Here is a 12753-nt window from a genome sequence, read left to right on the forward strand (position 1 = left end):
GGATCTTGAACCAACCCCCTTGCCGGGCACGTAACCGTAGTCATACGGTCACCGTGAGCTGTTGGTCGAAGAGAAGGAGAGTTCCCCCCGTATGGGCAGGCATGAGGCACCCCCCAAGGACGAGTCGCCGGAGGCCGGGTCCGGCGCGGCCGACGGCCACCGGGAGCCTCGCGGCAAACACGCGAGGGACGGCGAGGACGCGGGCGGCGAGGAGTAGGCCGCCCGAGGCCACGCATGGCCGACACGGGCGCCGGCGGTCCTATCCGCCGGCGCCCTCGTCACGCAGCATGCCGGTCAGCAGGTCGCGCAGCGCGAGGGTGAGCTCCTGCACAGAGGGCACGGAGCCCGCGCCGGCGATCGCGTCGAACATCAGCCCCTCCCCGAAGGCCACGAGCTGGCGGGCGTGGCGCACCGGGTCCTTCGACCCCAGGGCGGCCAGCATGGCGGGCGCCGGGTCGCGGAAGTGGCGGCCCGCCCGGTTGTAGATCTCGCGCAGCTCCGGACGCCTGGTGGCCTCCAGGGCCAGCTCGTAGCGGGCCAAGGTGCGCCTGCGGTCGTCGAGCTGCACGCGCACCGCCTCGGCCAGCCGGGCGGGCAGGTCGTCGAGGGTGAGCGGCACCGGCTCGTAGGCGATCGCCATGGCCTTCATCTCCAGCTCGGTGAGCCGGGACAGGGTCAGCTCCAGCAGGGCGGCCCGGGTGCGGGCCAGGTTGGACGTGGACCCGGGCGGCAGCCCGGCCGCCTCGTCCACGGCGCGGTGGGTGAGGCCGCGCATGCCCCGCTCGGCCAGCAGGGTGATGGCCGTGTCGGCGACGGCGTCAGCTCGTTTCACGGACCGAATACTACAGGGGTAGTGCGAGCGGACTACAGGCGTAGTACGCTGACACTACAGACGTAGTAACCAAGGAGGCGTCATGCCCAAGGCTGTGGTGATCGGTGGCGGCATCGGAGGGCTGGCCTGCGGCGTGGCCCTGCGCCGCAAGGGGTGGGAGGTGAGCGTCCTGGAGCGGGCGGCCGCCGTCGAGCCCGTCGGGTCGGGGCTGGCGGTCGCCGCCAACGCGCTCAAGGCGCTCGACACGCTGGGGTTGGGCGACCGGGTGCGCGAGCTGTCCACGGTGGAGGGGCCGCTCGGCGTGCGGCGGGCGGACGGCCGCTGGCTGACGCGTACCACCACCGATCACGCCGACGCCCGGTACGGGGACTCGGTGGTCGTCATGCTGCGGGCGACCCTCATGGACGTGCTCGCCGACGCCCTGGAACCGGGCGTCCTGCGGCTGGGCGTCACCGTGACGGGCGTGGAGGCCGAGCGCGGGATCGTGCGCACGGACGCGGGCGAGATCGAGGCCGACCTGGTCGTGGGCGCCGACGGCATCCGCTCGGCGACCCGGCGGGCGCTCTTCCCCGGCCATCCGGGGCCGGTGTACTCGGGGGTGACGGCGTGGCGGGCGCTCGTCCCGCGGAACGGGCTGGAGATCCCCCGGTCGGAGAGCTGGGGCAGGGGGCTGGTGTTCGGCGTCCACCAGCTCACCGACGACCTGGTCTACCTGTACGCCACCGACCTGTCACCCGCCGGCGCGGCCCACGGGGACGAGCGGGAGGAGCTGCTGCGCAGGTTCGGCGGCTGGCACGAGCCGATCCCGGCGCTGCTGCGGGCCGCCGACCCGGCCCGGATCATCCGCAACGACGTCCACTACCTGAAGACGCCGCTGCCCGCCCTGCACCGGGGCAAGGTGGCGCTGGTGGGCGACGCGGCCCATCCGATGACCCCGAACCTGGGCCAGGGCGCCTGCCAGGCGCTGGAGGACGCCGTGGTGCTCGCGCACGTGGCCGACGGCGACCTGGCCGCCTACACCGCCGCGCGGCTGGCGCGCACGTCGGGGGTCGTGCGGCGGTCGATGACGATCTGCCGGGTCACCAAGCTGCGCAACCCGCTCGCGGTACGGCTGCGCGACCTCGCGGTGACCGTGGCGGGCCGGCTCAGCCCGGAGCTGATGCTGCGTTCGATGGACGACGTGCTGGCCTGGCGTCCGCCGGTGGAGGCGGTCACTGACCGGACGCGGGCCGCCGACCGGTGACCGCGCCCTCGGACGCCGTCTCGGAGGCCGCCTTGGACGCCGTGTTGGACGCGGCCTCGGCGGCCACGGTCGCCGAGGTGAGCACCGGGGGCACGGGAGCGGGGGCCGGGGCCGGCTTGGAGTGGTCGGGGGTGAGGCGGCCGAGGGTGATCGTGCCGCCGATGGTCAGCGCCCCGGCCAGCAGGGCGGGGATGGCCGTGGACGGGCTGGCAGGCAGCGGTTCGCCGAGCAGGATCGCCCCCGCCAGCACCGACGTGATCGGGTCGATGACCTGGACGCCGGCGTAGGCGATGCCGAAGTAGCCGACCGCGTACGAGCGCTGGAGCAGCACCACCGCGCAGACCAGCAGCACCGGCACGGCCAGCGTGAACCAGTGGATCAGCCGCCCCCAGTCGCCCTCCAGCCCGCCGCCGACCACCCGGACGAACGTCGAGACGCTCGCCGTCACCACCCCGGCGCCCACCGAGAGCAGCAGCGCCCGCGCGGGCCCGTGGAACCGCCGCGCGAGCACCTGCGAGACCAGCGCGATCGCCGCGATGACGCCCAGGAAGGCGAGCGCGGCGCCAGTGCTCAGCCGGGGCGTGACGTTGTGCTGCGGCACCAGCAGCATGAGCCAGAGCAGGCCCACGGCCACGGCGATCGAGCCGAGGATCTCCGCCCGGTACGGCCTGCGCCCGTACATGAAGGCGGCCAGCGGCACCGCGAACACCAGGGTGGCCACGCTGATCGGCTGCACGGCCACCAGCGGCGCGAAGCTGAGCGCCACGGCGTGCAGGCACGCCCCGGTGAAGCCGATGACGCCGCCGATCCACCAGCGGGGGCGCCGGACCAGCTTGAGCGAGGCGCCCGCGGCCACGGCCTCGTACTGTTGGAGGGCGGCGCCGAGCGCGTATCCCAGCGCTCCGGCCAGCGCGATGAGCAGCCCGATCCAGGTCATCGGCGCCCACGCAGGGGCAGGGGTCCGTGCAGGAGCATTGCTCCAGCTTAAGAGCCGAGCGGAGCACTACCATCATTCTTTAGGCTGATAATTCGCCCAATTGGGGCCGCCACCTGCACGAACTTGTGGCTGATCCTTGAGCCCCCGCAGGGGCGTCGCGGAGCTTACGATTGCTCGGGAACCACGCAGAACAGGTGGCCCTCCGGGTCCTGCAGCACGATCCAGCGCGTGCCCTCCTCGGTGACGCCCGGCTGGAACTCCGGCTTGACCGCCCCGAGCGCGGTGTACTCCTCGACCGCCTTGTCCAGGTCGGGCACGCGGAAGTCGAGATGGAACTTCTTGTCGGCGCTGGGCCACTCGCCCGGCTTGTAACCGGGGACGCGGCCGAAGTAGATGTTCGTGGTGCCGTCGCCGATCGCCGCGTACTCCTCCTCCGAGTACTGGATCTCGAAGCCGGTCACCTCGTGGTAGAAGGCGGCCAGCTTCCGGGGGTCGTCGCAGTCGATGGTGAAGGCGATGAGCTTGGCTTTCGTTGTCATGCGTCCATGCTCGCAGGCGTACCTGTCATCTTCTGTCAGGTACGCCCGGCGGTTTCAGCCGCGGCGCGTGGCGGCGGTCACCCGCTTGAGGATCCGGTCCCATTCCGTGCCGAACGGGTTGTCCTGCACCAGGTACGTCCAGGTGGCCGACGGGCGCTTGAGGTCGGGCTCGGGGGCCTCGAACGACTCCAGCGAGCGGCGTTCGACCTCGGCCTGCAGCGCCTTGTACTCGGCCACGGCCTCCCGCTGGAACTCGTCGACCGGGCTCATCCGGCCCAGCGCGCGCAGGTGGATGCCCTCGCGCAGGTCGTTGAGGAAGGCCAGGTGCTCGGTCCAGCAGGTGTCGATGGCGTGCAGGACGATCTGGCGGGCCGTCTCGTCCCTGGTGTCCTCGGGCAGCTCGGCCCAGCGCTCGGGGTCGGCCTCGGCCAGCGCCTTGGCGGCGGCGTCGCCGTGGAGGACCTTGTCGCGCCATTCGAGGATCAGCTCACGCTGGTGTTCGAGCAGGCGGGTGTAGCGCCAGGTGTTGCGGTGGATCTCCAGGTTGACGCCCTCGGCCACCCGCTGGGCGTGGCCCACGATGTACGCCCCGCGCCGGTGGCGCACCAGGCCGTCGGGGTCGGCGGCGGGCGGCCGCTCGTCGGGGACGAACTGGGTGATCAGGTCGTCGGTCATGCTGACGAAGAACACCGAGCCGCCCGGGTCGCCCTGGCGGCCGGCCCGGCCGCGGAGCTGGTCGTCGAGGCGGCTGCTGGCGTGGCGGCCGGAGCCGATCACGTAGAGGCCGCCGAGCTCGGCCACGCCCTCGCCGAGCCGGATGTCGGTGCCGCGACCGGCCATCTGGGTGGAGACGGTGATCGCGCCGCGCTCGCCCGCCCTGGAGATGATCGCGGCCTCTTCGGCGTCGTTCTTGGCGTTGAGGACGACCGGCTCCATGCCGCGGCGCTGCAGGAGCTTGGCGAGGTTCTCCGACTCGGCCACGTCGAGGGTGCCGATGAGGATCGGCCGGCCCGTCTCGTGCACCTCCTGGATCTCCTCGACCAGCGCGGCGTCCTTGTCGGGGACGGTCGGGTAGATGCGGTCGGGCTCGTCCTGCCGCACGCACGGCCGGTTGGACGGGATGACCGCGACCTTGAGGCCGTAGAACTCGCCGAGCTGCTCGTTGACCGCGACGGCGGTGCCCGTCATGCCGCAGATCTGCGGATAGCGGCGGATCAGCCCCTGGACGGTGATCGAGTCGAGGATCTCGCCCTTCTCGCTCGGCGGCAGCGCCTCCTTGGCCTCCACGGCCGCCTGGAGGCCGTCGGGCCAGCGCTGCAGCAGCGCGACCCGGCCGCGCGAGGGGTTGATCAGCTGCACCCTGCCGTCGCGCACGATGTAGTCGACGTCGCGGGCGAGCAGCGCGTGGGCGTGCAGGGCGAGGTTGAGCTCGATGAGGGTGCCGGGCTCGTGCTCGTCGTAGAGCTCGACGCCGAGGATGTTCTCGACGCTGTCGGCGCCCTTGGGGGTGAGGTAGACGTTGCGCGCCTGCTCGTCGATCTCGTAGTGGTAGCCGCGGACGAGCGTGCGCACCAGCGCCGCCATCTCCGGCACCGCGTTGCCGGGGTCGGCCGCGCCGGCCATCACCAGCGGCACCCTGGCCTCGTCGACCAGCACGGAGTCGGCCTCGTCGATCAGCGCCACCTCGGGCGCGGGCACGACGATCTCGGCCGGGTCGGTGCGCAGCCGGTCGCGCAGCACGTCGAAGCCGATCTCGCTGACCGGCCCGTACGTGACGTCCTTGGCGTAGGCGGCCCGGCGCTCCTCCGGGGTGGAGTTCTGGTCGATCCAGCCCACGCTGACGCCCAGCGCCTCGTAGAGCGGGCCCATCCACTCGGCGTCGCGCCTGGCCAGGTAGTCGTTGACGGACATCACGTGGACGCGCTTGCCCTGCAACGCGTAGCCGGCGGCGGCCATGGCGCCCGACAGGGTCTTGCCCTCGCCGGTCGCCATCTCGGCCACCTTGCCGTCGAGCAGGGCGAGCGTGCCCAGCAACTGCACGTCGTACGGCCGCAGCCCGAGGGTGCGGTCGGCGGCCTCGCGCACGACGGCGCAGAACTCGGCCAGATCGTCCATGGCCGGCGTCGGCAGCTCGTCGAGCTTCCCGACCCGGCCGGCGCGCTCTTCGGCCGCCTTGACGATCTTCAGATAGGGGCTCAGGTTCACGCCGCCTGGACGATCCAGGAGGTTTCTGAATATTCCCTTTATCGAGGCCACAGTTCCTCCAACGCACGTTTCGCCGGCGCCGTTCCGTTATGCCGAAATGAGAGAACGGAGCGACGATACGGCAAGCGTCGCCGTACCGGACCTTAACTCATCACGGGCCCTGGACCTCACATCTCCGTTTCCGCTTTCAGCGCGAGAACGGCGACCGCGGCGAGCAGGAGCGCGCACCCGCCCCAGGCGAGCGGGGTCAGCCGCTCGCCGAACAGCAGGACGCCGATCAGCGCCGCCCCGGCCGCCTCGCCCAGCGAGATGATCGAGACCGTGGTGGCCGGCAACGCGGTGAGCGCCCGGAAGAACAGGCCGTAGGCCAGGGCGGTGGGCACCGCGCCCAGGTAGACCAGCAGCGCCACCGACGACATGCTCAGCTCGGGCAGCACGCCCGCGGGCAGGGCGAAGGGCGCCAGGCAGGCCGCCCCGACCGCGAACCCGCCGACCGCGGTGGCCTGCGGATCGGCCGCCCTGTGGTGCCGGGAGAAGAGCGTCACGCCGGCGTACCCGGCGGCCGACAGCAGGGCGTACCCGATGCCGGACAGAGAGCGGGTCTGGACGACGGACTCCCAGGTGAGCAGGACGAGCCCGACCGGCGCGGCGGCCAGCGAGGCGCGGGCGACCGGTCCGAGCGGCTCGCGCAGCAGCAGCCGCCCGCCGAGGGCGGTGAAGATCGGCGTCGCGCCCATGGTCACGACCGTCGCGACCGCGACGCCGGACCCGGCGATGGCCGCGAAGTACGCGGTCTGGTAGACGGCCATGCCGGCCCCGACCGGCAGGACGTGCCAGGTGAGCCGGCGCGGACGCGCCGCGCGGCGGGTGAGCGCGAGCAGGAAGGCGGCGCCGAGCAGGTAGCGCCAGAGCGAGACGCCGACGGGGCCGAGGTGGCCCGACTCGAACAGCAGCGCGCCGGCGGCGCCGCCGGTGCCCCAGGCCGTGGCGGCCACGGAGACGTAGACGGCGCCACGGCGGGCGGAGACAGGGGTCATGACAGGAGTTCTCCGGATGGAGTGGTTGGAATGGGCCCGTATGCGGGCAGCAACCACCCCCGGATCGGTCAGACCCGGAGAATCCTGAAACGCCGCCGCCCGCTAGAGGGCCGGCGGCGGGGAGCAGACGAGGAATCGACGCGGCATGGCGTCACCCTAGCCGTCCGTCCGCCGCGAAGGCACCCGGGTTTCACGGCTTGCGGGCCACGCCGCCCAGCAGCAGCTCTTCCCAAGGGGCCAGCGGGCCGGGCAGCCGCTCGTCGGGGTGCCATTCGGGGAAGTGCACCACCCCGGGCTCGACCAGCACGAGCCCGTCGAAGTACGCCTCGATCGCCGCGCGCTCGCGGAAGTGGCCGGTGCCCATGGTGGCCTGGAGCAGCGCCTCCAGGGCCTTGGCCTTGGGGTTGCCGGAGGCGAGCATGTTGGAGACGGCCAGGTGGCTGCCGGGGGCGAGTTCGGCGACGTACCGCCGGACCAGGCCGTGGGGGTCGTCGGCGTCGGGGAACAGGTGCAGCAGCCCGATGGCCAGCAGGGCCGTGGGCTGGTCGAGGTCGATCAGGCGGCCCAGCTCGGGGTGGCCGAGCACGGCGTCGACGTCGCGGGCGTCGGCGGTGATCGCGGTGGCGCCGGGGTTGCCGCTCATGATGGCGCGGGCGTGCGGCTCGACCATGGGGTCGATGTCCACGTAGACGACCCTGGTACGGGGGTCGGCGAACTGGGCGACCTCGTGCGTGTTCTCGATGGTCGGCAGCCCGGCGCCGAGGTCGATGATCTGCCTGATGCCCGCCTCGCGGACGAGGAAGTCGACGATCCGGCCGATGAAGGCCCGGTTGCACCAGACGAGGTCGACCACCTCGGGCACGGCGTCCTTGAGCCGGCGCGCCACCGAGCGGTCGACGGAGAAGTTCTCCACGCCGCCGAGCAGGCAGTCGTGCACGCGGGCCACGCTGGGACGCGTGACGTCGACGCCCGGAGGGGCCCACTCCTGCGCCTCGCCGACGGTCATCCGGCCCCCTTTCCAGTCCGTGACGCGGATCGTAGCCGCCGCCACCGACGCTTTGTTGGGGGTTTACCGGAGTCTGTCCGGGTAGCGGAGGTCTTGCCCGAGAAAAGACGGAAGAAGAGAGGAAGAGAGCCCGATGGAGCTCTGGAACTATCGTCCTGACGTCTATGACCGCGGTCAGAGTCTGGATCTCGTGGGGTACCACGTCCAGGCGACCGACGGGAAGATCGGGTCCGTCGACGAGGCGACGTACGAGGTCGGCGAGAGCTACATCATCGTCGACACCGGTCCCTGGATCTTCGGCAAGAAGGTCATGCTGCCGGCGCAGGTCGTCACGCGCATCGACCCTCAGGAGCGCAACGTGCACGTCGCGCGCACCAAGGCCGAGATCAAGGACGCGCCCGAGTTCGACGAGGGCAGGTACAAGGAGCCCGAGTACCGCACGCGGCTGGGCGACTACTACGGCCGCTACGGCGGGTGACCCTCGCAGTCTGCCCTAGAGGGAGGGCCGCGTCCGATCGGGGCGCGGCCCTCCGCCCGTTCCGGGCCGCCCTCCTCAGGGCTGCCGGGTCAGGGCTGCCGGGTCAGGGCTGCCGGGTCAGGGCTGCCGGGTCAGGGCTGCCGGGTCAGGGCTGCCGGGTCAGGGCTGCCGGGTCAGGGCTGCCGGGTCAGGGCCACCGGCTCTCGCCGCTGGCCACCACCGGCTCGCTCAGCACGCCCAGCCGCTCCAGCAGCGTCACGAACGTCGTCGCGTACGGCGAGTCGGCCACCACCGCCACCACCCGCGGCCAGTCCACCTGCTCGCGCAGCGCCCGCACCTGGGCCAGCAGGGAGCCGTAGTCGCAGGCGTGCTCCGACAGCGGCAGCAGCCACGAGATGACCAGGTCGGTGGCCTCCAGCACGGGCACGATCACCGCCGACGCCTTCAACGGCTCGGCCCGGTCCAGCAGCTCCTCGGTGATCTCATGGTCGGAGACCCGGAAGATCAGATCGACCAGCCGGCCCTCGTCGTACGCCTTGACCAGCCAGTCCTCCGGCGGCTTGGCGGTCTCGAAGCCCAGCCCGCGCAGGGCTTCCAGGGCGGCGGGCACGTCATGCTCGGTGAGCACGAAGTCCACGTCGTGCAAGGAGGGGGCGGCGCCTCTGGCGTAGGCCGCGCAGCCGCCGGCCAGCGCGAACTTCACCCCGGCGTCCTTCAGCCCGGAGCTGGCGCGCTTCAACGTGTCAAGGATGGCGTCAGTGACCGCATGACCATGGCTGCTCATGGTTCCGGGCTACCCTCACGATCGTCATGTAGACGTCGGGAACAGCCCAAGAGACAGCGCCGGGGACGGCGCGTAGAGGCAGGGGTTGAGGGTAGCGCCACACCCTATGACCGAGATGCTGGAGAAGACGGAACGGGCCTACGGCAACGGGCATGATCGTCCGCTGGGCGGCTACCTGGGCATCCTCGCCACGTACGGCGCGGGGGTGGCCGCGGCGGCGGCGGCCGCGGTGCTCACCAAGCGGAAGCTGCCCGAACGGGTCGGCGTCCTCGACCTCGCGCTCATGGCGGCCTGCACGCACAAGGTCTCCCGGCGCCTGGCCAAGGACCCGGTCATGAGCCCTCTGCGGGCGCCCTTCACCAGGTACGAGGGCCAGGGCGGCCCCTCAGAGGTCCAGGAGGAGCCGCGCGGGCCGATGGGCGAGCTGCTGGCCTGCCCGTTCTGCCTGGCCCAGTGGGCGGCCACCGCGTACGCCGTCGGCCTGGTCTTCGCCCCCAGGGTGACCAGGCTCGTCGGCGCCACGATGACCGCGGTGGCCATCTCCGACTGGCTGCAGCTCGGGTACGCCAAGCTGATGAAGTCGGCCGACTAGCTGTCAGCGCACTCTCGGGAGCACCTCGCGTTCGTAGAAGTCGAAGAACGCGTCCTGCTCCGTGCCGATCTGGTTGACGTAGACCTCGTCGAACCCCGCGTCCACGTACTCCTTGAGCGCCCGCGCGTGGACCTCGGGGTCGGGGCCGACCGGGCTGCCGCCCACGGCCTCGTCCTCGGTGACCGACTCGGCGAGCTGCTCGAAGTGGCGCGGCAGCGGCAGGATCTGCGACGCCTCCCCCTTGATCCCCTGCGTGGGCCACAGGCGGTGGACGGTCTTGCGCGCGGTGGCCTCGTCGGCGGCGTAGCACGCCTTGAGGCCGCCGAGCGCCGGTTTGCCCGCGCCGCCCGCCTCGCGGAAGCGCGTGACCGACTCGGCGTCCGGCGCGGTGGAGATGTAGCCGTCGGCCAGCCGGCCGGCCAGCGTCGTGGACTTCTCGCCGAATCCCGACATCAGGATGGGCACCGGCTCGTCGGGGAGCGTGTAGAGCCGGGCCGTGTCCACGCGGTAGTGGGCGCCCCGGTGGGTCACCAGCCTGCCGGTGAACAACTCGCGCATCAGCCCGACGGCCTCTTCGAGCATCTCCAGGCGCTCGCTGAGCGGCGGCCAGCGCGACTCGACGACGTGCTCGTTCAGCGCCTCGCCGGTGCCCACGCCGAGCCGGAAACGTCCGCCGGTGAGCGCTCCCGTGGTGGCGGCGGCCTGCGCGACGACGACCGGGTGCGTACGGATGAGGGGGCAGGTGACGGCGGTGGTGATGGGCAGGGAGGTCGCCTCGGCCAGCGCGCCGATCACGGACCAGACGAAGGGCGCCTGGCCCTGCTCGTCCAGCCAGGGGTGGAAGTGGTCGGAGATCCACAGAGCCTCGAAACCGGCGCGTTCGGCGGCTTTGGCCTGACGTACCAGTTCTTTGGGTCCGTGTTCCTCACACGACAAGAAATAGCCGAATGTCGTCATGAATCACCACCTGCCCGTTACGGCGGAGGAAAACATGTTACTGAGTCGCGCGTGGGGGCAGTTGCAGTCACATGGCTACTTTGCTTTGGATCATCGCCGTAATCCTCGTCATCTCCGGGATCTACGTGATTCTGGCCCGTCGCGACCTCCTCTGGGGGATCGTGCTCATCGTCCTCGGCTTCCTCGTGGGCCCGGGCGGGGTCAGCATCTTCAATGTGTAGGGCGCACGCCGCCCCGCACTCCGTCCGTGACAACCCGCTGGGCCGAACCTCGAGAACGGCCCAGCGGACCACCTAGTTTTGCCGAAATATCAGCACCACCAGCCCTCAATCCCGATTGATCGGGCATGGGGAGCGAGTGAGCAGATTTCCGCCGTTCAGCCGCTACGAGATGAACGCGGCTTCGGCACGGGTCCGTGAGCAACTTGTTCACGTACGCCGCCACCTGCGTACCCAGGCCATCCTCGACGAGGCCACGGCCCGCCTGGCCACCCGGCTCAACATCCGCCCAGGCGAGGCCGCCGAGCAACTCGCCAGGATGGCCCAGCACAGCGGTCTGGACCTGACCGAGGTCGCCAAGGGCATCGAACGGCCGTCCGAGCAGGTGCTCGAACGGCCCGAAGTGCCCGAGTGGGTACGCGGCATGCTGGCGGGCGTGCACGCCTCGGCCCTCTTCCTCACCCCCGTCCACGACGACGCGGGCCGCGTCGTGGACTTCCTCGTCCTGGCCGCCAACAAGCACGCCAGGACCCCCGCCGGGCGCACGGCCGACGACCTGGCCGGGCGCCGCCTGCTGTCGGTCAGCCCCGGCGTGGCCAGTTCCGGCCTGCTGGACGACTACATCGCCGTGTACGAGTCGGGCGAGTCCCTGCACCACATGCCGCTGGAGTTCGTCGAGGCCATGGACTACCGGCTGTGGCCGGCGACCCTGGCCGTGCGCGCCGCGCGCGTGGACGAGGGCCTGCTGGTGAGCTGGCGCATCCTCGACGACGAAGAGCTGCTGGTCTCCGGCTGGGAACGCGCCCAGCGCCTGGCCGAGCTGGGCTGGGGCGAGTGGAACCTGGCGACCGAGCGCACCCTGTGGACGCCGCAGATGTACGAGATGTTCGGCCGCGCCCGCGCCGACGGCCCGATGCCCCTGGAGGAGCTGCCCGCCGTGGTGGTCGCCGAGGACCTGCCCGTCATGGACGAGCAGATCCGCACGCTGCTGGAGTTCCGCGAGGCCGTGGAGAACGAGTTCCGCATCCAGCACCGGCACGGCGTACGCCACCTGTGCGTCTACAGCGAGCCGATCCTCGACGGGGACGGCGTGCCGGTCAAGGTCCGCTGCCTGGTCCAGGACGTCACCAAGAACCGCCGCAGGGAACGCGCGCTGGCCGTGGCGCACGAGCAGGCGACCAAGGAGAAGGAGCGGGCCGAGCAGGAGCACCGGATCACCGTCCAGCTGCAGAACACGATCCTGCCGATCCGCCGGGGCCTCATCCCGCTGCCGGGGCTCGCCGTCGGCGTGCGCTACCTGCCGAGCGAGGACCTGGCCAGGCTCGGCGGCGACTGGTTCAAGGCCCGGCTGATCACCGACGGCCGCGTGCTGCTGGCCATCGGCGACGCCATGGGCCACGGCCTGACCGCCGCGAGCATCATGTTGCAGATGCGCTCGGGGCTGGCCGGCCTGGCGTACACCGGCGCTCCCGCCGGTCAGCTCGCCACCTGGCTGAACGACCTCATCGTGCACTCCAACGAGGACGTCACCGTCACCGGCACCGCGATCATCGGCCACTTCGACCCCGAGCGCCGCACCTTCGCCTGGACCAACGCCGGGCACCTCGCGCCCGTCCTCATCAGGGACGGGCACGGGCAGGCCATCGACGGGGTCACCGGCACGCTGCTGGGGGCCTTCGACGCGGCCGAGTACGACATGACCGTCACCCAGCTCGAACCCGGCGACACCCTGGTCCTGTACACCGACGGCGTCGTGGAGCGGCGCGGGCAGGACCTGGACGTCGGCATGGCCGCGCTCCTGCGGGCCTCGCGCTCGTGCGTGGGGGACGATCCCGAGCAGATGATCGACTGCCTGCTGCGGCGGCTCGGCGCCGACGACTCCACCGACGACGTGTGCGTGATCGCGGCACGCGTGTTGTGACGCC

General features: G+C 71.6%; 14 protein-coding genes. 6 read left to right on the top strand and 8 right to left on the bottom strand.

The window, feature by feature from the left end; genetic code table 11:
- Positions 1–91 precede the first annotated feature (91 nt).
- The gene (locus tag ACWEJ6_RS00760) at positions 92–217 is read left to right on the top strand and encodes a hypothetical protein (protein WP_358288272.1); all 126 of its coding nucleotides are present in this window, start codon (positions 92–94) and stop codon (positions 215–217) included.
- A gap of 42 nt (positions 218–259) precedes the next feature.
- Here ACWEJ6_RS00760 and ACWEJ6_RS00765 read toward each other — a convergent pair whose 3' ends face one another.
- Positions 260–832: a TetR/AcrR family transcriptional regulator gene (locus ACWEJ6_RS00765; RefSeq protein WP_452420366.1), complete on the bottom strand. Its 573-nt coding sequence runs from the start codon at positions 830–832 to the stop codon at positions 260–262.
- Positions 833–914: 82 nt separating this feature from the next.
- Here ACWEJ6_RS00765 and ACWEJ6_RS00770 point away from each other — a divergent pair, with 82 nt between their 5' ends.
- Positions 915–2075 (top strand): FAD-dependent monooxygenase, encoded by a 1161-nt coding sequence (locus ACWEJ6_RS00770; RefSeq protein ID WP_452420368.1) that lies wholly within the window; start codon positions 915–917, stop codon positions 2073–2075.
- Here the strand turns inward: ACWEJ6_RS00770 and ACWEJ6_RS00775 are convergent.
- The 5 genes from ACWEJ6_RS00775 to ACWEJ6_RS00795 all read right to left on the bottom strand — a co-directional run bounded on the left by ACWEJ6_RS00775 (position 2044) and on the right by ACWEJ6_RS00795 (position 7799).
- A complete protein-coding gene (locus tag ACWEJ6_RS00775) occupies positions 2044–3012 on the bottom strand; it encodes a DMT family transporter (RefSeq protein ID WP_452420370.1) in 969 nt (322 codons plus the stop codon). The genes ACWEJ6_RS00770 and ACWEJ6_RS00775 overlap by 32 nt on opposite strands.
- Positions 3013–3176: 164 nt before the next feature.
- Positions 3177–3551 (bottom strand): VOC family protein, encoded by a 375-nt coding sequence (locus ACWEJ6_RS00780; RefSeq protein ID WP_452420372.1) that lies wholly within the window; start codon positions 3549–3551, stop codon positions 3177–3179.
- Between the two features lie 54 nt (positions 3552–3605).
- Positions 3606–5756 carry an accessory Sec system translocase SecA2 gene (secA2, locus tag ACWEJ6_RS00785; RefSeq protein WP_387670858.1) on the bottom strand — a complete coding sequence of 717 codons (2151 nt, stop codon included), beginning with the start codon at positions 5754–5756 and terminating at the stop codon, positions 3606–3608.
- 167 nt (positions 5757–5923) lie between these two features.
- On the bottom strand, positions 5924–6793 hold the full coding sequence (locus ACWEJ6_RS00790) for a DMT family transporter (protein WP_452420374.1): 870 nt from the start codon (positions 6791–6793) through the stop codon (positions 5924–5926).
- A 190-nt stretch (positions 6794–6983) separates the two neighbouring features.
- Entirely contained in the window at positions 6984–7799 is an 816-nt protein-coding gene (locus tag ACWEJ6_RS00795) for an SAM-dependent methyltransferase (protein WP_452420376.1), read from the bottom strand.
- Positions 7800–7989: 190 nt separating this feature from the next.
- Here ACWEJ6_RS00795 and ACWEJ6_RS00800 point away from each other — a divergent pair, with 190 nt between their 5' ends.
- Entirely contained in the window at positions 7990–8277 is a 288-nt protein-coding gene (locus ACWEJ6_RS00800) for a PRC-barrel domain containing protein (RefSeq protein ID WP_352352063.1), read from the top strand.
- 187 nt (positions 8278–8464) lie between these two features.
- Here the strand turns inward: ACWEJ6_RS00800 and ACWEJ6_RS00805 are convergent, their stop codons facing one another.
- Positions 8465–9016, bottom strand: a complete 552-nt coding sequence (locus ACWEJ6_RS00805; protein WP_352319540.1) for a nucleotidyltransferase — start codon at positions 9014–9016, stop codon at positions 8465–8467.
- 151 nt (positions 9017–9167) lie between these two features.
- On the opposite strand from ACWEJ6_RS00805, the gene ACWEJ6_RS00810 reads away from it, so the two are divergent.
- Positions 9168–9653: a DUF1360 domain-containing protein gene (locus ACWEJ6_RS00810; protein ID WP_397166112.1), complete on the top strand. Its 486-nt coding sequence runs from the start codon at positions 9168–9170 to the stop codon at positions 9651–9653.
- Between the two features lie 3 nt (positions 9654–9656).
- On the opposite strand, the gene ACWEJ6_RS00815 is transcribed toward ACWEJ6_RS00810, so the two are convergent.
- Positions 9657–10610 carry a TIGR03557 family F420-dependent LLM class oxidoreductase gene (locus ACWEJ6_RS00815; protein WP_452420379.1) on the bottom strand — a complete coding sequence of 318 codons (954 nt, stop codon included), beginning with the start codon at positions 10608–10610 and terminating at the stop codon, positions 9657–9659.
- 71 nt (positions 10611–10681) lie between these two features.
- On the opposite strand from ACWEJ6_RS00815, the gene ACWEJ6_RS00820 reads away from it, so the two are divergent.
- Positions 10682–10831, top strand: coding sequence for a GPGG-motif small membrane protein (locus ACWEJ6_RS00820; RefSeq protein WP_165959640.1), 150 nt, complete (start codon positions 10682–10684; stop codon positions 10829–10831).
- 136 nt (positions 10832–10967) lie between these two features.
- Entirely contained in the window at positions 10968–12749 is a 1782-nt protein-coding gene (locus ACWEJ6_RS00825) for a PP2C family protein-serine/threonine phosphatase (protein ID WP_452420381.1), read from the top strand.
- Positions 12750–12753 lie beyond the last annotated feature (4 nt).

The organism is Nonomuraea sp. NPDC004702, from assembly GCF_053601695.1.

What these genes read in the sequence shown, in the direction of transcription:
- ACWEJ6_RS00760 (WP_358288272.1), top strand. Translation starts at nt 92, where the DNA reads ATGGGCAGGCATGAGGCACCCCCCAAGGACGAGTCGCCGGAGGCCGGG.
- ACWEJ6_RS00795 (WP_452420376.1), bottom strand. Translation starts at nt 7,799, where the DNA reads ATGACCGTCGGCGAGGCGCAGGAGTGGGCCCCTCCGGGCGTCGACGTC.
- ACWEJ6_RS00780 (WP_452420372.1), bottom strand. Translation starts at nt 3,551, where the DNA reads ATGACAACGAAAGCCAAGCTCATCGCCTTCACCATCGACTGCGACGAC.
- ACWEJ6_RS00790 (WP_452420374.1), bottom strand. Translation starts at nt 6,793, where the DNA reads ATGACCCCTGTCTCCGCCCGCCGTGGCGCCGTCTACGTCTCCGTGGCC.
- ACWEJ6_RS00770 (WP_452420368.1), top strand. Translation starts at nt 915, where the DNA reads ATGCCCAAGGCTGTGGTGATCGGTGGCGGCATCGGAGGGCTGGCCTGC.
- ACWEJ6_RS00820 (WP_165959640.1), top strand. Translation starts at nt 10,682, where the DNA reads ATGGCTACTTTGCTTTGGATCATCGCCGTAATCCTCGTCATCTCCGGG.
- ACWEJ6_RS00775 (WP_452420370.1), bottom strand. Translation starts at nt 3,012, where the DNA reads ATGACCTGGATCGGGCTGCTCATCGCGCTGGCCGGAGCGCTGGGATAC.
- ACWEJ6_RS00810 (WP_397166112.1), top strand. Translation starts at nt 9,168, where the DNA reads ATGACCGAGATGCTGGAGAAGACGGAACGGGCCTACGGCAACGGGCAT.
- ACWEJ6_RS00815 (WP_452420379.1), bottom strand. Translation starts at nt 10,610, where the DNA reads ATGACGACATTCGGCTATTTCTTGTCGTGTGAGGAACACGGACCCAAA.